The sequence below is a fragment of the Ruegeria sp. SAZD013 genome (genome assembly GCF_059612525.1).
This window is the reverse complement of sequence record NZ_JBXWQT010000020.1, coordinates 838,404-856,555: the sequence shown is the minus strand read 5'-3', so window position 1 is coordinate 856,555 and position 18,152 is coordinate 838,404. Positions and strand designations below refer to the sequence as shown.

19 protein-coding genes are annotated in these 18,152 nt (G+C 57.4%); 12 read left to right on the top strand and 7 right to left on the bottom strand.

Translation table 11 applies throughout. From position 1 onward, the window contains the following. Window positions 1–58: 58 nt before the first annotated feature. Window positions 59–625: a helix-hairpin-helix domain-containing protein gene (locus AC2FLU_RS10485; protein ID WP_496714859.1), complete on the top strand. Its 567-nt coding sequence runs from the start codon at window positions 59–61 to the stop codon at window positions 623–625. Between the two features lie 57 nt (window positions 626–682). On the opposite strand, the gene serS is transcribed toward AC2FLU_RS10485, so the two are convergent. Both serS and AC2FLU_RS10475 read right to left on the bottom strand, forming a co-directional pair. Beyond that, complete coding sequence (gene serS, locus AC2FLU_RS10480; protein WP_480553803.1) at window positions 683–1,975, bottom strand: serine--tRNA ligase; 1,293 nt, start codon at window positions 1,973–1,975, stop codon at window positions 683–685. 72 nt (window positions 1,976–2,047) lie between these two features. Further along, window positions 2,048–3,712 carry a mechanosensitive ion channel family protein gene (locus tag AC2FLU_RS10475; protein WP_496808686.1) on the bottom strand — a complete coding sequence of 555 codons (1,665 nt, stop codon included), beginning with the start codon at window positions 3,710–3,712 and terminating at the stop codon, window positions 2,048–2,050. Between the two features lie 201 nt (window positions 3,713–3,913). Between AC2FLU_RS10475 and yajC the strand changes: the two genes are divergently transcribed. From yajC to AC2FLU_RS10425, 10 genes are all read left to right on the top strand, one after another. Beyond that, complete coding sequence (yajC, locus tag AC2FLU_RS10470; protein WP_209503494.1) at window positions 3,914–4,201, top strand: preprotein translocase subunit YajC; 288 nt, start codon at window positions 3,914–3,916, stop codon at window positions 4,199–4,201. Window positions 4,202–4,234: 33 nt separating this feature from the next. After that, window positions 4,235–5,896, top strand: coding sequence for a protein translocase subunit SecD (secD, locus tag AC2FLU_RS10465; RefSeq protein ID WP_496808687.1), 1,662 nt, complete (start codon window positions 4,235–4,237; stop codon window positions 5,894–5,896). A gap of 1 nt (window position 5,897) precedes the next feature. Beyond that, window positions 5,898–6,872, top strand: a complete 975-nt coding sequence (gene secF / locus AC2FLU_RS10460) for a protein translocase subunit SecF (RefSeq protein ID WP_496808688.1) — start codon at window positions 5,898–5,900, stop codon at window positions 6,870–6,872. Next, window positions 6,853–7,617 carry a sulfite exporter TauE/SafE family protein gene (locus AC2FLU_RS10455; protein WP_496811967.1) on the top strand — a complete coding sequence of 255 codons (765 nt, stop codon included), beginning with the start codon at window positions 6,853–6,855 and terminating at the stop codon, window positions 7,615–7,617. The genes secF and AC2FLU_RS10455 overlap by 20 nt, the downstream gene beginning before the upstream one ends. A gap of 12 nt (window positions 7,618–7,629) precedes the next feature. Further along, entirely contained in the window at window positions 7,630–7,983 is a 354-nt protein-coding gene (locus tag AC2FLU_RS10450) for an Mth938-like domain-containing protein (RefSeq protein ID WP_496808690.1), read from the top strand. A 144-nt stretch (window positions 7,984–8,127) separates the two neighbouring features. Further along, complete coding sequence (ccmA, locus tag AC2FLU_RS10445) at window positions 8,128–8,742, top strand: heme ABC exporter ATP-binding protein CcmA (protein WP_480517511.1); 615 nt, start codon at window positions 8,128–8,130, stop codon at window positions 8,740–8,742. After that, window positions 8,739–9,395: a heme exporter protein CcmB gene (gene ccmB, locus AC2FLU_RS10440; protein WP_480473413.1), complete on the top strand. Its 657-nt coding sequence runs from the start codon at window positions 8,739–8,741 to the stop codon at window positions 9,393–9,395. Before ccmA ends, ccmB begins: the two co-directional genes overlap by 4 nt. 61 nt (window positions 9,396–9,456) lie before the next feature. Beyond that, on the top strand, window positions 9,457–10,230 hold the full coding sequence (locus AC2FLU_RS10435) for a heme ABC transporter permease (RefSeq protein WP_480473412.1): 774 nt from the start codon (window positions 9,457–9,459) through the stop codon (window positions 10,228–10,230). Further along, window positions 10,227–10,385 (top strand): heme exporter protein CcmD, encoded by a 159-nt coding sequence (gene ccmD, locus AC2FLU_RS10430; protein WP_209503508.1) that lies wholly within the window; start codon window positions 10,227–10,229, stop codon window positions 10,383–10,385. The genes AC2FLU_RS10435 and ccmD overlap by 4 nt, the downstream gene beginning before the upstream one ends. After that, window positions 10,378–10,920 (top strand): DsbE family thiol:disulfide interchange protein, encoded by a 543-nt coding sequence (locus AC2FLU_RS10425; RefSeq protein WP_480492951.1) that lies wholly within the window; start codon window positions 10,378–10,380, stop codon window positions 10,918–10,920. The genes ccmD and AC2FLU_RS10425 overlap by 8 nt, the downstream gene beginning before the upstream one ends. Here AC2FLU_RS10425 and AC2FLU_RS10420 read toward each other — a convergent pair. Beyond that, window positions 10,915–11,616, bottom strand: a complete 702-nt coding sequence (locus AC2FLU_RS10420) for an SDR family NAD(P)-dependent oxidoreductase (RefSeq protein WP_496714865.1) — start codon at window positions 11,614–11,616, stop codon at window positions 10,915–10,917. The genes AC2FLU_RS10425 and AC2FLU_RS10420 overlap by 6 nt on opposite strands. A gap of 135 nt (window positions 11,617–11,751) precedes the next feature. Continuing rightward, a complete protein-coding gene (gene acnA, locus AC2FLU_RS10415) occupies window positions 11,752–14,442 on the bottom strand; it encodes an aconitate hydratase AcnA (protein WP_480553798.1) in 2,691 nt (896 codons plus the stop codon). A gap of 226 nt (window positions 14,443–14,668) precedes the next feature. On the opposite strand from acnA, the gene AC2FLU_RS10410 reads away from it, so the two are divergent. Then, on the top strand, window positions 14,669–15,370 hold the full coding sequence (locus tag AC2FLU_RS10410; protein WP_496808691.1) for a DUF1223 domain-containing protein: 702 nt from the start codon (window positions 14,669–14,671) through the stop codon (window positions 15,368–15,370). On the opposite strand, the gene AC2FLU_RS10405 is transcribed toward AC2FLU_RS10410, so the two are convergent. The 3 genes from AC2FLU_RS10405 to AC2FLU_RS10395 form a co-directional block, all read right to left on the bottom strand. Next, window positions 15,371–16,294 carry a lysophospholipid acyltransferase family protein gene (locus tag AC2FLU_RS10405; protein WP_496714866.1) on the bottom strand — a complete coding sequence of 308 codons (924 nt, stop codon included), beginning with the start codon at window positions 16,292–16,294 and terminating at the stop codon, window positions 15,371–15,373. It lies immediately after the preceding gene. A 120-nt stretch (window positions 16,295–16,414) separates the two neighbouring features. Beyond that, window positions 16,415–17,515, bottom strand: a complete 1,101-nt coding sequence (locus AC2FLU_RS10400) for a flagellar motor switch protein FliG (protein WP_496808692.1) — start codon at window positions 17,513–17,515, stop codon at window positions 16,415–16,417. A gap of 69 nt (window positions 17,516–17,584) precedes the next feature. Further along, window positions 17,585–18,127 carry a tetratricopeptide repeat protein gene (locus AC2FLU_RS10395; protein WP_496808693.1) on the bottom strand — a complete coding sequence of 181 codons (543 nt, stop codon included), beginning with the start codon at window positions 18,125–18,127 and terminating at the stop codon, window positions 17,585–17,587. Between the last annotated feature and the right edge of the window lie 25 nt (window positions 18,128–18,152).

Sequence of the window (18,152 nt, the reverse complement as noted above, 5' to 3'; positions counted from 1 at the left end):
CTGCTTCGTATATCCGGTGTATATACGAAGTTATAGAACGACACAGAAAGGACCCATAATGACCGCAGTGACCGATATAAAAGGTGTAGGAGACTCGCTTGGCCAGGCCCTTGTTGCCAATGGCTTCAAGACCGCCGAGGCAATAGCCAAGGCCGCTCCTGCTGATTTGGTCAAGGTCCCTCGGATCGGTGAGGCGCGCGCGTTGGTTTTGATTGCATCTGCCAAAGAAGCCGTTGCCGCAAATCCGGTTGCTGCGAAGCCAACAACACGCCGAACTGCGGCCCGGACTCCGGCGGTACGCAGGCCTTCCGCACGCAAAGCCGCGTCCCGCAAAACAATCGCCGCAGCCGCAGCCGAGAAACGGGTCGAGGAAGCCGCACGCAAGGCGGCAGAAGAAAAAGCAGCGGCCGAAAAAGCCGAAGCTGCGGAAAAGAAAAAGGCCAAAGCCAAGGCCAAGGCTGAAAAAGCCGCGAAGAAGCGTAAAGAGATGGAAGCCGCCTTTTCAAAGGCGAAGGACAAAGTGAAAGCCAAATCCAGCAAGGACAAAAAGTCCAAGAAGGACGGGAAAAAGAAGGACGGCAAGAAAGGCGGAAAGAAGAAGGACAAGAAAAAAGCAAAGAAGTAAACTTCTTCGCCTTCTGCTGATGTCCTTACCGGTGCCCGACGGCGCCGGTTTTGTTTGTCAGGCCAAAGAACCGTCCGATTGCAGGGTCAGCTTGCCGCCCAGATAGGGGCCAAGTACCTCGGGCAGCGAAACAGTTCCGTCTTCATTCTGCCCATTCTCCAGAACAGCGATCAGGCAACGCCCGACAGCCAGACCGGAACCGTTCAGAGTATGAAGGAATTCGGGTTTGCCACCACTTTCTGGCCGGAAACGGGCATTCATTCGACGCGCCTGAAACGCACCTGTGGTCGAGACCGAGCTGATCTCGCGATAGGTGTCCTGTCCGGGCAGCCAAGCTTCGATGTCATAAGTGCGGCGCGCGCCAAAGCCCATATCACCGGTGCACAAAACAACAGTGCGATAGGGAATACCCAACTGTTCCAGCAGATCCTCGGCGCAGCGCAACATGCGCTTTTGCTCGTCATCTGACGCGTCGGGATGGGTGATCGAGACCATCTCGACCTTTTCGAACTGGTGCTGGCGCAGCATCCCTGCGGTGTCCTTGCCTGCACTTCCGGCCTCGGACCTGAAACAGACGGTATGGGCGGTCATACGGATGGGCAGGGCAGACTCTTCGAGAATGTCACCAGCCACTGAATAGGTCAGTGTAACCTCGGAGGTCGGGATCAGCCACCAGCCATTGGTCGTCTGATAGCTGTCGTCGCCGAATTTAGGCAATTTATCCGTGCCATACATCGCCTCATCCCGGACCAGAACCGGTGTCTGCATTTCTGTCAGACCGTTCTTGTCGATATGCGTGTCCAACATGAACTGGGCCAGCGCGCGGTGGATGCGGGCAACCCCCTTGGACAGATTCACGAACCGGCTGCCGCTTGTTTTAGCGGCGGTTTCGAAATCCATCGCGGCTGCGACGGCGGGAATGTCGTAATGCTCTTTCGGTGCAAAGCTGAAATCACGCGGGGTGCCCCAGCGGTTGACTTCGACATTGTCGTTTTCGTCCGCGCCTTGCGGCACGTCATCGGCGGGCAGGTTGGCGATGCGGGCCAGTTGATCGGTCAGCAAGGCATCCAGATCCTTGGCCTCGGTCTGCATCCGGGCGACTTCGGCCTTTTTCTCGGCGACAAGCGCGCGCAGGCGTTCGAATTCAGCCTCGTCGCCGCGTCCCTTAGCAGCGCCGACTTCCTTGCTGGCCTTGTTTTGTTCGGCCTGTGCAGTTTCGGCAGCCAGAATCTTGGCACGCCGGCTTTCGTCCAGCCTCAGCAGATCTGACGACACCGGCGCGTCCCCACGGCGCGCTAGGGCGGCGTCAAAGGCGGCAGGGTTTTCGCGAATGGCGCGGATGTCGTGCATGTCTCAGATCCTTGAATGCGTGAATCACTGAACCCGCTTATGCACCATCTGCAGGGCAGGGTGTAGCACCGGTTACGACTTATCAGCGTCTTCGTGGGTTTCATGCGTCAGGTGGCCATCCCATGCCCCGGCCGGTATTTTTGGCTCGGGCGGGTCGGCCACATAAGAAGGCGTCATGATCTGCACATTGTTCTCGTTAAATACAGCGACAATGTTTCGATGCAGGTCCGAGCGGATTTTGGGGATGATGCTGCCACGGGTGGTGTAGCCGTTGATCTGATAATTGATCGAGTAATCGGCCAACGCGGTCCACAACACAAAAGGTTCGGGATTGACCTTGATACCTTTGGTGCGGTTGGCGGCCTCGATCAGCATCGCCTCTACCTTCTCAGGGGGTTCTTCGTAGCCGATGCCGACGGTCGTGTGCAATAATAGTCCGTCACCATTGGTTTTCTTTGAAAAGTTAACGACATCTGAGTTCATCAATTGTGCATTGGGGATCGAGATCAGCTCGTTCTTGATCGACTTCAGGTGGGTCTCCATCAGTTTTATCTGAACCACATCGCCGATGTGGTCCCCGATCTGGATACGGTCGCCGATTGAGGTAGACCTGCGGTAAATCACAAACAGCCCGGCCAGCATGTTGGACACGACTGAATTCGCGCCTAAAGACAGCATGGCGCCAACCAGAATAGTCAACCCCTGGAACGCGGCAGAATCTGAGCCCGGAATATAGGGAACCGCAAACACTAGCGCGATCAAAATAACGACGACACGGGCGATGTTGAACGTCGGGTTGACCCAGTGTTTTTCGAAATCACCCATTTCGAACGAACCGGCTTCGACCGCATCAAAGAACACGCGCAGCCCTTTGATGATGTACAACGTGACCCATGTGATCAGGCCCAGCATGATCAGATTGGGGATATAGCTGAGGATGCCCCGGAAGATAAGCAGCACGGGCTCTGTCAGATAGGTCAGCAGAAGCTGTGCGAAATATCTGGTTTCCGCAAAAGCCAAAAGAACAAAGGACAGGTAATAGTAGAAACCGAGAAAGAAGATGATCAGCAGCACGAAGTTCAGACCATAGCGGATAAGGGCCGCGATTGCTTCGGCCTGAACGCTTTTGGCTGTCGCCGTTTCGACATCCTTTAAGTAGCGTTTTACCAGCTTCAATGTGCGACGCCTGATCCGACGGTGCAGCCACAGGATAGTGACAACAAACAGGGCAAATCCCAACGTCCAGGCAGCCGCTTCAATAGCACCGGAAACGCGCGCCTGACCGGTTCGGTTGGCTCGATACGCCTCAATGGATTGTTTGATCGCATTGCCATGCAAAACGCTCAGAACACTTAGTTCCATCTGATCCAGTTCAGCGTCAGCTTTAGTAACGATCGAGATTTTTTGGCCATCGGCCAGAATCCAGATGCCAAACTCGGTCTCTTCATATGTGATCTCGACCAAAGGTGCTTCCGACGCTTCCGCAACCACAATGATCTTGTCCTGTACGCCCTCGGCGCGCTCCGGAGCAGGCAGGGCGCTTGATCCGCGCACCTGAAACAGAATGTCCCCGTCTACTATGACCGGGGCCATGAACGTGTCCGATCCCGCAGTCTCGGACAGGGGGGATTCCGCGGGTGCTTCCTGCGACAAGGCCGCACTGGACAGCCACACGCTCACCGACAGGGCAGTCAGTAAATAAAGCAACGAAAGGAAAGGTTTGAGTGGCCGCGTCATGTGTCCCCCTTCGGATAAACTATACCCGGTATTGGTTATGTTCCTAGGGCATATCTGCAACGTTTTGCCCGTGGTTGCCGGGACATGCCCGTTTTCAGGTGAGTTACATGACCGCCTTTGCTTGCAAACCGACATTTCAAAGCATAGGTTCCGCCCAAATTTGCGGAACTGTGCCGCAAGACTAGAACAAAGGAATGTCCCATGGATGGTGGCGCAATCGCCCAGTTTCTCCCGCTGATCCTAATCTTTGCGATCATGTATTTCCTGCTGATCCGTCCGCAGCAAAAGAAGATGAAGGAACATCAGGCCATGGTTGATGCCGTGCGTCGCGGTGATCAGGTGATCACTCAGGGGGGCGTGATCGGCAAGGTATCGAAGGTCAAGGAAGGCGATAACGAGATCGAGGTCGAAATCGCCGAGGGCGTCAAGATTCGCGTGGTCAAATCGACCATCGCCCAGGTTCTGAACAAGACTGAGCCGGCGAAGTAACTTCGCGCGACAATTCCTTGAAAAGGCAGGTTAATGCTGCAATTTGATACCTGGAAGCGGGTTCTGATCTGGCTGGTCTGCGTGACCGGCCTGCTCATGGCCCTGCCAAACGCATTTTACACGCGGGTCGAACAATCCAACGACGCCAAGGCCGCGATCGAGTTGGGCAACGACACACCCCAGATGCAGGCTGAAGCCGCGCAATGGCCGAGTTGGTTGCCGTCATCCCTGGTCAATCTTGGCCTCGACCTGCGCGGCGGCGCGCATTTGCTTGCCGAAGTACAAGTACAAGACGTCTACGGCTCCCGGATGGAGGCGATGTGGCCGGAAATCCGCGACGCCCTGCGCGATGAACGTGCCACGGTGGGAACCATCCGCCGTCAGGACTCGGCTGCGGATGAGATTCGCGTGCGCATTAGCCAGCCCGAAGGAATGCCACAGGCATTGGAGGTTGTCCGCGGTTTGGCCCGGCAAGTGCAGACCCTGACAGGTGTAGGAGCCACAGATATCGAAGCCCGCGCGGATGGTGACACAATTGTTGTTCAACTGTCCGAAGCAGAAAAACTGGCCTCGGATGACCGCACGGTGCGTCAGGCGTTGGAAATCATCCGCCGCCGGATCGACGAAGTCGGTACACGTGAGCCCACAATTCAGCGTCAGGGGACGGATCGTATCTTAATTCAGGTGCCGGGTATCGGCAGTGCGGGTGAACTGAAGGAAATTATCGGAACAACAGCACAGTTGACCTTCAACCCGGTTGTCGGGCGCGGAACCGATCCGGATGCCGTTGCAGGCGTCGGCGAAAAAATCGTTCCGTCGATTGACGAAAACGGCGTTTATTACACCATCGAATCCGCTCCGGTCGTGACAGGAGAGGAACTGGTCGACGCGCAGCCATCCTTCGATCAGAACGGCCGCCCTGCGGTCAGCTTCCGATTCAACACATCCGGGGCACGCAAGTTCGGGGATTATACCCGTGACAATATCGGCGCACCCTTTGCAATCGTTCTGGATGACGAAGTGATCTCGGCCCCCGTGATCCAAAGCCATATCCCAGGCGGATCGGGTATCATCACCGGTAATTTCACCGTTGAGGAAAGCACCAATCTGGCCGTCCTGTTGCGTGCAGGTGCTTTGCCTGCACGGCTGGAATTCCTGGAAGAACGCACCATCGGGCCCGAACTGGGGCAAGATAGTATCGACGCAGGCAAAGTTGCCACAATCGTGGCCTTTGTCGCCGTGCTGGTATTCATGGCGCTCAGCTATGGCCTGTTCGGTGTCTTCGCCAACATCGCGCTGATCATAAACGTGGGCCTGTTGTTCGGTTTGCTGTCCCTGATCGGCGCAACCCTGACTCTGCCGGGGATTGCAGGGATCGTTCTGACGGTCGGTATGGCGGTGGATGCCAACGTACTGATCTTTGAACGCATCCGCGAAGAACTGAAATCCGCCAGAGGTCCGGCCCGCGCCATCGATCTGGGTTATGAAAAGGCGCTGTCGGCTATTCTGGATGCCAACATAACCACCTTCATTACCGCCGTTATCCTGTTTGCCATGGGCAGCGGCCCTGTGCGCGGGTTCGCGATCACTCTGGGCCTGGGTATCCTGACATCGGTCTTCACCGCGATCTTCGTGACGCGCCTGATGGTTGTCATGTGGTTCGAACGCCGCCGACCAAAAACGATCGAGGTTTGACATGAGACTGAAACTCGTACCCCAAAGCACCTCGTTCGACTTTTTCAATCGCTGGAAAATCTGGCTTGGAATCTCCGGCCTGATGATGGTGATTGCGTTCTCCTCATTTCTGCTGCAGGGGCTGAACTTCGGCATCGATTTCCGCGGTGGAACCACGATTCGGACCCAAAGCGCACAAGTGATCGACGTAGGTGTTTACCGCGATGCTTTGTCTCCGCTGCAACTGGGTGACGTCTCCATCACCGAGATTTTTGATCCAAGCTTCGGTCCCGATGAAAATGTCGCAATGATCCGTATTCAGGCTCAGGAAGACGCCGAAGCGGTCACAGCAGACGTGATCACCCAGGTCGGCGAAGCGCTGGCTGCCGCAGACCCCGGACTCAAACTGCCGTTTGAAAGTGTCGAATCCGTTGGTCCAAAAGTGTCGGGTGAGCTGATTAAGACGGCCGTTATCGCGGTTGTCTTGGCCATCGGTGCCGTTCTTGTCTACATCTGGCTGCGTTTTGAATGGCAGTTTGCACTTGGGGCGGTTGCCGCATTGGTGCACGACGTGATCCTGACCATTGGCATCTTCTCGGAACTGCAAATCCGCTTTGATCTGGCGATCATCGCGGCGTTGTTGACCATCGTCGGCTATTCGCTGAACGACACCGTGGTCGTCTTCGACCGGGTGCGCGAGAACCTGCGGAAATATAAACAGAAAGATCTGAAAGAGGTTCTGAACTTATCGATCAACGAAACCCTGAGCCGGACGGTGATGACCTCGGTCACAACTTTGTTGGCGCTGATCTCGCTTTATCTGCTGGGCGGGGACGTCATCCGCGGATTCGTCTTCGCGATGATCTGGGGTGTCGTCGTCGGGACCTATTCGTCGGTCTTCGTGGCTTCGACCATCCTGCTTTGGCTGGGGGTCAAGCGCGACTGGTCCAAACCGTCGAACACGGCGGGCAACCAGTTTGCCAATATTGATGCCTGAGGCCCTGCAACAGGCCCTGGCCCTGCCGGGCCTCACTTGGCTGATCCTGACTATCGGAGCCGCGGGACTTGTCCGCGGCTTCACAGGTTTTGGCACCGCGATGATCTTTGTGCCGGTGGCGACCCAGTTCCTGCCTATTGCAGATGTGGTCTTTCTGATGGCCGCCACCGGAATCGCATCAACATTTGCCTTGGCGCCTCAGGCGTGGCGGGATTGCGACAAGGTCGAAATCAGCACTCTGGGCTTTGCTGCAACCGTAACCGTGCCGCTGGGGCTGTGGATCATGGTGCAGGTGGACTCGGTTGCGTTGCGCTGGGTTGTTTGTGGCATCACCGGTCTGACCCTGCTGGCCGTGGTTACCGGCTGGCGATGGGAGGGGAAACTGGGACTACCCGGACGTCTCGCCATCGGCGGCAGTGCAGGCATTATCGGCGGCATGACCGGGCTGACCGGTCCGGTTGTCATCGTGTTCTATCTGGCCAGTTCTACAGACGTCCGCAAGATTCGCGCCAACACCATCATTTTTCTGGCATTGCTGGACGTTGTCATCGTTTTCAACATCCTCATCAGCGGTGCCGCAGATTTGTCGATCCTGTGGATTGTGCTGCTGCTGTGCGTGCCTTATCTGATCACTACGCTTATCGGCAAAGCACTGTTCGACCCGAGACTCGAACAGATTTATCGGCTCGCGGCCTATTCGGTCATCCTGATCGCCGTCATTTCCGGGCTGCCGCTTCTGGATTGAAGAAGGGACATCATGCGTCTGAATCAGATTACTTTTACTGATGCCAAACCCGTTGACGGTTATGGCCCCGGTTTTTTCCGAATTGGCGGTGATGTCTTCCACGGCGCTATCCTGACAGGCCCGGCAGGCCCTGCAGAGTGGGGCGGTTATGACGACCGACACCCCCTTCTGGAATTGGTGGGCAGGATCGACGTCCTGCTCATCGGTACGGGCGCGGACATGGCCCACATCCCTCTATCCCTGAGGGTTGAGCTGGAGAATGCCGGACTTGGTGTCGAAATCATGAACTCCCCTGCCGCCTGTCGCACCTACAACGTGCTGCTCGCTGAAGGCCGTCGTATTGCACTCGCGCTGATCCCTGTCTGACGGGATCCTCTTCATCTGGCCGAAAATATCCCGGGGAGTGTGAGGGGCTGGCCCCTCACTCCGACATGAGGCAGCGGTGGTGCGCTGGCATCCTGCGGCAAATCTCGCCTTTTGCCCCTGCTGACAATCCGTTAAGCGGGTCTCATGACTTTGACTGTAACAGATCTGTCGATCACTCGTGGCGGTGTTCCCGTCCTTGAGGGCCTCAGCTTTCAGCTGCCGCCGGGCAAAGCTCTGATCCTGCGCGGCCCGAATGGTATTGGCAAAACGACCCTACTGCGTACGTTGGCTGGCTTGCAGCCTCCGCTGGAAGGCAAGATCGAAGGGGCCGATGACCAGATCGCCTACGCGTCCCATTCAGACGGGCTCAAACCGACGCTGTCAGTGACGGAAAACCTGACATTCTGGGCCTCGGTCTTTGGCACATATGACATCCAGCCGGCGCTGGACGCATTTGACCTGAACGAACTCGCCGACCGTCACGCCGGCAACCTGTCGGCAGGTCAGAAACGGCGTCTGGGGCTGGCGCGGATGCTGGTCACAGGGCGGCCGATCTGGATGCTGGACGAGCCGACCGTCTCGCTGGACAGAAACGCTGTGCAAATGTTTGCCGACGCTGTGCGGGCACATCTGGGGCAGGGTGGGTCAGCCCTGATCGCCACCCATATCGACCTTGGCCTAGATGGCGAGGTTCTGGACGTCGGTCCGAACAAGGCCAAACCCAAACCCATCGACGATTTCGACGGAGGTTTCCTGTGATCGCCCTGTTGCTGCGCGACCTGAAACTGGCTTTCCGCGCGGGCGGCGGGTTTGGGCTGGGTCTGGCCTTTTTCCTGATCGTGACCGTGATGGTGCCGTTTGCGGTGGGGCCGCAATCCTCGCTTCTGTCCACGATTGCGCCCGGTGTGCTCTGGCTGGGGGCCTTGCTGGCCTGCCTTCTATCGCTTGACCGCCTGCTTGCACTGGACTGGGAAGACGGCTCGCTGGACCTGCTGGCCACGGCACCGCTGCCACTTGAATCGGTTGTCACTGTCAAGGCGCTGGCCCATTGGCTGACCACTGGTTTGCCGCTGGTTCTGGCCGCGCCGTTTCTGGGCGTACTTCTGAACCTGCCGGTGCCGGGGTTCTTCTGGCTGGTCATCTCGCTGTTGATAGGTACCCCGGCCATGAGCGTCATCGGGACATTTGGTGCTGCGCTGACCGTTGGTCTGAAACGTGGCGGGCTATTGCTGTCGCTTCTTGTGTTGCCGCTTTACGTCCCCACCCTGATATTCGGGGCCGAAGTTGCCCGACGCGGTGCAACAGGGATGGAGGTGCAGACACCACTGCTGATGCTGGCCGGGATCACGGCGGCGACCATTGCATTGTTGCCCTTTGCCAGCGCTGCCGTGCTACGTATCAATCTGCGGTGAACCGCGACAAGTTTGATGGATGTCAATTGAGAACCACCCCAACTCGGACTAGATAGGGCCCATGTCAATCGCAGCCAAAGCCAACGCCCTCTGGGAATATGCCAACCCTCGCAAGTTTCTTGAAACCAGCGAACGGGTCCTGCCGTTTTTCTGGATTGTCTCGACCATCTGCATCGTTGTCGGTCTGACATGGGGCTTTTTCTTTACACCGGACGACTACAAGCAGGGGTCGACCGTCAAGATCATCTATCTGCATGTTCCGGCGGCCCTGATGGCGATCAATTGCTGGCTGATGATGCTTGCCACCTCATTGGTTTGGCTGGTGCGTCGCCACCATGTCAGCGCGCTTGCGGCACGCGCTGCTGCACCGATCGGGATCGTAATGACCCTGATAGCGCTGCTGACGGGGGCCATCTGGGGACAGCCCATGTGGGGCACATGGTGGGCCTGGGATCCGCGCCTGACATCGTTCCTGATCCTGTTTCTGTTCTACCTTGGCTATGTCGCCTTGTGGGAAGCTATCGAAGATCCGGATACCGCAGCCGACCTGACCTCGGTTCTGTGTCTGGTGGGGTCGGTCTTTGCGATCCTCAGCCGGTATGCGGTGAATTTCTGGAATCAGGGCCTGCATCAGGGCGCATCGGTCATGCGGGCGGGGGCCGTTACCGGGGCGGATACGGAAGAGAAGGTCAGCAATGTCTTTTTCTACCCCCTGCTGGCCTGCATCATCGGATTTGTTCTGCTGTTCATCGCCTTGGTGTTGTACCGCACCGGAACGGAAATTCGCGCCCGTCGTATCAAGGCGCTACAGGCACGGGAAAGGGTAGGCGGATGATCCCCGATCTTGGAAAATATGCAGACGCCGTTTTGTCGTCTTATGCCGTTTCCATTGCCCTTATCGTGGCACTGGTTGCGTTCAGCGTGATGCGCGGGCGCAAGGTGCGTGCGGAAATGGAGAAGGTCGAACAGAGGATGTCGCGCAATGGCTAAAATCTCGCCCCTGATGATTGCGCCGCCTCTGATTTTTGGCGCATTCGCGGTTCTCGCAGGCATCGGCATGTTTCGCGAAGATCCCAACGCCTTGCCCTCGGCCCGCGAAGGGCAACCGGCGCCGCCCGTGGTTCTCACCGAGTTTCCGGGAAAGACCCTTTTCGACGATGAAACGCTGCGCAACGGAGAGGTCAAGCTGGTCAACTATTGGGCCAGTTGGTGCGCGCCATGCCGCGCCGAGCACCCCAACCTCGAGGCTCTGGCGGCTGAAGGCATCCCGGTTTACGGCATCAACTACAAAGACAAGCTGAGCAATGCCGAGGCTTTCCTGGATGACCTTGGTGATCCGTACACCGCCATGGGCCGCGACGAACAGGGCCGAATGGCGATTGACTGGGGTCTGTACGGCGTTCCCGAGACCTACGTGATCGACGGTGACGGAACGATCATTCTGCGCTTTGCTGGCCCGATTACGCAGCGTGTCATTGCAAGCACCATCCGGCCTGCGCTTGAGAAAGCTGCGGGCGGTTCATAAACGATAGCCTCCCGTTACGGACAAAACTTCACCTGTGATGAACGAGGCCGCGTCCGACGCCAGAAACCTGATCACTTTGGCTATATCCTCGGGCCGTCCGGCCCGGCCCAACGCAGTATCCTTCACGAAAAGTTCTGTCAGTTCTTCCGAACGAGGCGCTTCAGGAATGTTGATCGCACCGGGGGCCACAGCATTGACGCGTATCCCGTTTGGCCCCAACTCTTTGGCCATGGCACGGGTCCACAGGTTCAGAGCCGCCTTGCTGGCACCGTAAGTGACAGCATCACGGGGCGGCAACACTGCATTCATCGACGAGATACTGACAATGGCGGCGCCCCGTTCCAAATGTGGCAAAGCTGCAGCCAGCAAAGCAGCGGGGGCTAGCAGATTCATATCCAGAATGGCGCGATGCTCCTCCGCTTGGAACTCCTCTTTTGGCGTCGATCGAACCAACCCAGCATTGTTCACGATCACATCAAGTCGTCCAAACCGCTCCATCACTTGCGCAATCACCGCCGCAGGTTGATCAGGAGCCGTCAGATCCGAACGGATCGCCAAAGCTTCCCCCCGCAATAGCCTCGCCGGAGGGTTGGTGGACAACCAAGTGAACGCCACCCTATGGTCGCGGCTCAACTCCTCTACGATGGCGTGTCCAATACCCCGCGCCCCGCCTGTTATCAACGCCACCTTTTCCATAACCACCTCCTGTTTTCAGAGTGCCGCGTATATCCAACTTCTTCTGCTGAATAAAACTTCGGAGCGCGAGGCAGAGCCTTGCAAAAGAAAGGACGCCCGAAGGCGCCCTCAAAACTTTCTTATCCGCTGCGTTCGTCAGCCAGCCTTCGCCAGATTTCTCAGCACGTAATGCAGCACGCCGCCGTTTTCGATGTATTCGATCTCAGGCGCGGTATCGATCCGGCATTTCAACTGGATGGTCGTCTCAGCCCCATCTGCATAGGTGATGGTGCAGGGCACGATCTGCAACGGCTCGACCGTATCCAGACCGTGGATCGAGACGGTTTCGTTCCCCTTCAGACCCAGGGTTATGCGGGTATCTCCACCGGTGAATTCGAACGGGATAACGCCCATGCCAACCAGATTAGACCGGTGGATCCGCTCAAAGCTTTCCGCAATCACGGCTTTGACACCCAGCAGTGCGGTGCCCTTGGCCGCCCAGTCACGGCTTGAGCCCGCGCCGTATTGTTCGCCACCAAACACAACCAGCGGAGTGCCATTAGCCTGATAGGCCATCGAGGCGTCGTAGATCGATGTCTGTTCGCCATCCGGGCCTTTGGTATAGCCGCCCTCAACTCCGTCCAACATCTCGTTCTTGATGCGGATATTGGCAAAGGTGCCGCGCATCATGACTTCGTGGTTGCCCCGTCGCGAGCCGTACGAGTTGAATTCGCGCGGTTGAACCTGACGGTCGGTCAGGTATTTGCCTGCTGGCGTCGTTGCCGCGAATGACCCCGCGGGTGAGATATGGTCGGTGGTCACCATGTCGCCCAGAATGGCCAGAACTTTGGCGCCTTCGATATTCGAGATCGTGCCCGGTTCCGCCCCCATACCCTGGAAATAGGGCGGGTTCTGGATGTAGGTCGACGTTGGCGGCCAGTCATAGGTTTCCTGTTGCGGAACCTCTACGCTTTGCCATTTCTCATCGCCCTTGAAGACGTCCGCATATTTCGACTGGAACGCTTCGCGGGTTACGGTCGCTTCAACCAGTTCCGCGATTTCGCTTTGGGTCGGCCAAATGTCCTTCATGAAGACGTTGTTGCCGTTCTTGTCCTGACCGATAGGTTCGGACGTCAGATCGATGTCGAGCGTACCTGCCAGCGCATAGACAACAACCAACGGCGGCGAAGCCAGATAGTTGGCGCGGACATCCGGTGAGATACGGCCTTCGAAATTACGGTTGCCGGACAGAACCGACGTGGCGACCAGATCGCCCTCGGAAATGGCTTCAGAGATTTCTTTCTGGATCGGGCCCGAGTTGCCGATGCAGGTGGTGCAGCCGTACCCAACAAGGTTGAAACCGACCTTGTCCAGATCTTCTTGCAGTCCAGCGGCCTCAAGATAGGCCGATACAACCTGCGAACCGGGCGCCAGCGAGGTTTTGACCCAAGGCTTGCGGTTCAGACCCAGCGCTGCGGCTTTGCGGGCCACAAGGCCTGCACCGATCATCACGTAAGGGTTCGACGTGTTGGTGCAGGAGGTGATCGAAGCAATTACAACCTTGCCCGACTCCATGGTGTAGTCTTCGCCCTTGACCGCGACTTCCTTGCCCATCGGGCGCTTGAAGGTCTCTTTCATTTCCTTGGTGAAAGCGGCCTTGGCGTTGGTCAGCGCGACGTAGTCCTGCGGGCGTTTCGGGCCTGAAATTGCTGGAACGATTGTGCCCATGTCCAGCGACAGAGTGTCGGTGTAGATCGGTGCATAATCCGGGCCTCTCCAGAACCCGTTTTCCTTGGCGTAGGCTTCGACCAGCGTGATGCGGTCTTCGTCGCGGCCGGTGTTGCGCATGTAGCGAAGGGTTTCGCCGTCGATCGGGAAGAAGCCGCATGTTGCGCCGTATTCCGGCGCCATGTTGGCAATGGTTGCACGGTCAGCCAGCGGCAGGCGGTCCAGCCCCTCGCCATAGAACTCGACGAACTTGCCCACCACGCCCTTGGCGCGCAACAATTCGACAACCTTCAGAACAAGGTCCGTACCGGTGGTGCCTTCGACCATCGAGCCGGTCAACTCAAAACCGATCACCTCAGGGATCAGCATCGAGATCGGCTGACCCAGCATTGCAGCCTCCGCCTCGATTCCGCCAACGCCCCACCCCAAAACGGCCATGCCGTTGACCATGGTGGTGTGGCTGTCGGTGCCAACCAGCGTGTCGGGATAGGCAACTTCTTCGCCGTTCTGATCGGTGTCCGTCCAGACTGTCTGCGCCAGATATTCCAGGTTCACCTGATGGCAGATACCGGTGCCGGGAGGCACTACGCGGAAATTGTTGAACGCGTTCTGACCCCATTTCAGGAACTGATAGCGCTCCATGTTGCGCTCGTATTCGCGGTCGACGTTCATCTGGAACGCACGCGGGTTCCCGAACTCGTCGATCATGACCGAGTGGTCGATAACCAGATCGACCGGGTTCAGCGGGTTGATCTTCTGTGCGTCACCGCCCAGGCCTTTGATCCCGTCGCGCATGGCGGCCAGATCGACCACCGCGGGAACACCGGTGAAGTCCTGCATCAGCACGCGGGCAGGGCGGTATGCAATCTCGCGCGGGTTCTTGCCGCCATTGGCACCCCATTCGGCAAATGCCTTAATGTCATCGACCGAGACCGAAAAGCCGCTGTCTTCAAATCGGAGCATGTTTTCCAGCACGACTTTCAACGCGGCAGGAAGGTTGGAGAAATCACCCAAACCGGCCTGCTGCGCGGCGGGGATCGAATAGTAGGAAATGGATTTGCCATTCACGTTCAGGCTGCGGCGTGTCTTGGCGGTATCCTGTCCGACTTTAATGGGCATCTGGTGGCCTCCCTTCTCAAATGGCTTGGATTTCGGGCATCGCTGAGTGTTATCTGCATCACCCAAGCCGTTGGTTCAAGGTTCAATAGCACTGGATTTGCAATTTTGTATACCATTGCACACATTTAGGCGGCGAATTGCAGAAGCCGCCCTCAAGAAACGTTGATTGGCGGTTGAGCGGCAAAACGGCTATCCCAGAGAACACCCGTTCAATCCGAGAGTTTTTATGTTCAAACCCGCTGCTTTGACCGCCCTCGTATCCTGCCTGTTCGCCACCCAATCCATGTCCGGTGAGGATCCTGTGGTGGTTGAGCTGTTCACCTCACAGGGGTGTTCATCTTGCCCGCCGGCGGACCGGATCATGCATGAGCTGGCGAAACGCGACGATGTCATCGGGCTGGCACTGCATGTCGACTATTGGGATTACATCGGCTGGAAGGACGAATATGCCGATCCTGATCACACGTTCCGGCAACGGGCTTATGCCCGCGAAAACGGAAAATCCATGATCTATACGCCCCAGATGATCATAAATGGTCAGCACGATATCGTCGGCGCTCAGGCTCAGGAGCTCGACCGTCTGATTGATGCGCATCTAACGGCCGCCCCCGAGGCAGCGGTGACCGCGACCCGAGACGCAGACGAAGTGACCGTGAGTGTGACACCTGTGGAATTGCCCGAAGGTGAGACCTATGACGTGCGTATCGTTCAGTATTCGCCCCTGCGCCATGCCTCGATCCGTCGTGGAGAGTTAGCCGGGCGGGAGTTGGATTATGCCAATGTTGTCGAAACCTGGCAGATTGCGGGCCAGTGGGATGGGCAAACACCGCGGACTTACTCGGCGCAGCTGGAACCAGACTTGCCAGCCGTCGTGCTTGTGCAAAGGGCCGGTCACGGGCCGATTGTTGCCGCGACATGGGCCAAGTGATCAGGGCAGGTTGTCCGGTTGGACGCCAAGCCCGTTCCAGCTTTTCCAGCGCCGATGGATCCAGAACCACTGCCCCATATGCTGCCGCACTATCTGTTCCAGATCGTCATTGGTGAACTGGGTCATCGTCTTTGGGTCCGTGTGCGGCACGGGATCATGCAGGATGATTTCAAAGTCGATGCCATTTGGCTGGCGCACGGCATAGCACGGTATAAGTACGGCCTTGTACTTGATGGCCAGTTCTGCGTTCAACACGGATGTCACGGCAGGCTTGCCGAAGAATGTCAGCTCTTCGCCCCCTAACGCATGCAGGTCGGATACGATAGCGATGATTCCACCGTTCTTGAGTGACCGGACCATTTCGACCATACCGCGCCGCCCCTGTTCGAACATCGGCGCGCCGGTTTTGTAAAAAGCTTCGACATAGGCGTCGTTGAAATAAGGATTGGCCATCCGCCGGTAAAGGCATCCTATCGGTTTGCCGCTGTGTTTCTGCAGGGCGACGCGTGCGGCCAGATAGTGACCGAAATGCGCCGTGATCATCATCACCGGGCGCCCTTCGGCGATCGCGGCGTCAAATGCAGCAATACCGGGCCCGGATATCTTTGCGTTCACCTGACGTTCGATAAAACCTTCGGGTGAGAAATGCTCCATTATTGCCCGACCGGCATTATCCGACACGTCACGATAGATCTTTGTGATCTCGACGTCAGACAATTCAGGGCAGGTGAGCTTTAGATTCCGGCGGACGCGGGTGCGAAATCCAACGACGGGTGCAAGGGTTTTCATGATTGCACCCATGGTCGCTATGCGCCTTTCATAAGGAAGCAGGCGCATAGCGCTGATGATTCCCTGCAGGAACAGATTGGCGACATAGTATTTTCCAAGCTCAAACCGGCTGAGCTCCGACTTTTCGACGGGCATGGAGGTGTCTCACCGCGTGTTGCGAAATGTTGCCTAAGACATACAACCCGGTACCCGTAACCTCAAGCACCCAAGCGAAATGGCCGCCCCAACGATTTTGCGGGAGCGCCTGTTCCTGCCTCAACTCGTGCTTTCGCCTTCTTCCTTTTCAATCAGCGTAATTGTTCCAGCGTCAGACAGGGCACGAACCGCCCCAACAATCTGGGTCATGGCATCTTCGGCCTCAGATTGCTTGACCCGCCCGCGTTCCGCGATTTCCTCGCGCAGGTTATCTGCCATACGAGAGGAGATATTCGACAGCAGAAACTCGACAGATGCCTTGTCATCATCCGCGGCGGCACCAGCCAGGGCCGCGACCAGAACAGGCTGATCGACTTCCCGCAATATCGCTGGAACATCACGGGGCGAAATCCGGCTGGAGATATGGGCGAAGGTAAAGATCGACCGGCGCACCAGATCGGCAAAATCAGCGTCGTCCTCATCCAGCGCGTTCAGCAGGTCGTCGCGCGTGGCGGACGCAGACTGGTTCAGGATTGCACCCACCCGCGCGCCCGGACCGTCATTGAAGGCCTGAACAGGCCGCTGATCCAGCTGAGCAGCCAGTGACCAGCCAATACGCTCAACCGCTTCGGGTGTGACATTTGCTGTTTTCGAGATTGCGTAGGTGATCCGCCTCGCCACCGGACCCGGCATGTGGCCCAGCATCTGCGCCGCCTGTGCCGTATCCATTTTCGATAGCATCACAGCGGCCACTTCGGTGCTTTCCGCCTGTGCCATGGCCGCAAGGTCATGGGCTGGAATGTCGCGCAACCTTTGCCAGGGATCACCGATCTGACGAACTCCGGCAATTTTGCGCAAACGTGCCGCTGTTGCGGGTGTGATTTTTCCACTGACGGCATCCAAGGCCCCGGCAAGCCCATGTGGAAAGGCCAGACCGACATTGTCCAGGGCTTCGCTGAATTCCTGTGCCACGGCACCCAGGGTCACGCGATCCACAAGACCCATTTCCCCCAATTGATGTGTTAGTTTTTCTTGCAGGTCGTCGGGAAGCTCCTCCAGCGGAAGATCGGCACCTTCGTTCAACAACAGGCGCACGACGACGGCCGCCTTCTGACGGCTGGTTAAAGATCGGGGAACAAGGCGCGGGCTGTCGCCACCCCCTGCGGAAAACGGGGCCGAAGCCCCTTGAACCGTTTGAATTAATGCGTTGGTGTTTTGCATCTGCCTGTGGAGCCAAAGTATTCGTACCACAGGCAGATTAGAGAGAGTCGGGTTAAATAACCCTGAACCTTAATAACTGTATGTCAGACCCGTTCGGATCGCTTCACGCAGCGACGCCTCGGCCCAGGTGCCTTCTCCGCCACGGGCCTTTATTTCGCGCCATTGCTCGATCGCCAGATCGGTTCGGCCTTCGGACACAAACCCCTGCGCCATGTAGCTGCGCGCCAAAAGATTGTCTGGGTTGGCATTGATCGCGTTTTGATAAAAGACATTTGCCAGTTCAAGCTCGCCCATCTTGCGATAGGTGAAACCCCAATAGGTCAGGACACGATCGTCGTCCTGATCCATGATGCGCAGAATGTCCTGAGCGTGCCCGTATTGCCCGTCATAGGCCAGTTCGCGGACCGCATTATACAGCTGATCATCTGTCAGGTTTGACTTGCCAGGTTTGACGCATTTTCCACGGGTTTCGTCATATACACGGCCGAACAGGCATTTCTTGGTTGTATTCGTCGGTTTCGGCGGGCTGCTGCTGTCACCGCCTGCGGCATGGACAGCTGGCGCGAAGGCAAAGGCTTGCAATGCAAGGGCAGAAGCTAACAAAAGGCGCATTTCTTTACTCCGTTCTCGGGGCTCT

Coding starts and splice junctions, on each gene's coding strand:
- yajC (WP_209503494.1), top strand. CDS start 3,914: ATGGATGGTGGCGCAATCGCCCAGTTTCTCCCGCTGATCCTAATCTTT.
- ccmD (WP_209503508.1), top strand. CDS start 10,227: ATGATCCCCGATCTTGGAAAATATGCAGACGCCGTTTTGTCGTCTTAT.
- AC2FLU_RS10425 (WP_480492951.1), top strand. CDS start 10,378: ATGGCTAAAATCTCGCCCCTGATGATTGCGCCGCCTCTGATTTTTGGC.
- AC2FLU_RS10435 (WP_480473412.1), top strand. CDS start 9,457: ATGTCAATCGCAGCCAAAGCCAACGCCCTCTGGGAATATGCCAACCCT.
- serS (WP_480553803.1), bottom strand. CDS start 1,975: ATGCACGACATCCGCGCCATTCGCGAAAACCCTGCCGCCTTTGACGCC.
- acnA (WP_480553798.1), bottom strand. CDS start 14,442: ATGCCCATTAAAGTCGGACAGGATACCGCCAAGACACGCCGCAGCCTG.
- AC2FLU_RS10405 (WP_496714866.1), bottom strand. CDS start 16,294: ATGCCCGTCGAAAAGTCGGAGCTCAGCCGGTTTGAGCTTGGAAAATAC.
- secD (WP_496808687.1), top strand. CDS start 4,235: ATGCTGCAATTTGATACCTGGAAGCGGGTTCTGATCTGGCTGGTCTGC.
- AC2FLU_RS10475 (WP_496808686.1), bottom strand. CDS start 3,712: ATGACGCGGCCACTCAAACCTTTCCTTTCGTTGCTTTATTTACTGACT.
- secF (WP_496808688.1), top strand. CDS start 5,898: ATGAGACTGAAACTCGTACCCCAAAGCACCTCGTTCGACTTTTTCAAT.
- AC2FLU_RS10450 (WP_496808690.1), top strand. CDS start 7,630: ATGCGTCTGAATCAGATTACTTTTACTGATGCCAAACCCGTTGACGGT.
- AC2FLU_RS10395 (WP_496808693.1), bottom strand. CDS start 18,127: ATGCGCCTTTTGTTAGCTTCTGCCCTTGCATTGCAAGCCTTTGCCTTC.
- AC2FLU_RS10400 (WP_496808692.1), bottom strand. CDS start 17,515: ATGCAAAACACCAACGCATTAATTCAAACGGTTCAAGGGGCTTCGGCC.
- AC2FLU_RS10420 (WP_496714865.1), bottom strand. CDS start 11,616: ATGGAAAAGGTGGCGTTGATAACAGGCGGGGCGCGGGGTATTGGACAC.
- AC2FLU_RS10410 (WP_496808691.1), top strand. CDS start 14,669: ATGTTCAAACCCGCTGCTTTGACCGCCCTCGTATCCTGCCTGTTCGCC.
- AC2FLU_RS10485 (WP_496714859.1), top strand. CDS start 59: ATGACCGCAGTGACCGATATAAAAGGTGTAGGAGACTCGCTTGGCCAG.
- ccmA (WP_480517511.1), top strand. CDS start 8,128: ATGACTTTGACTGTAACAGATCTGTCGATCACTCGTGGCGGTGTTCCC.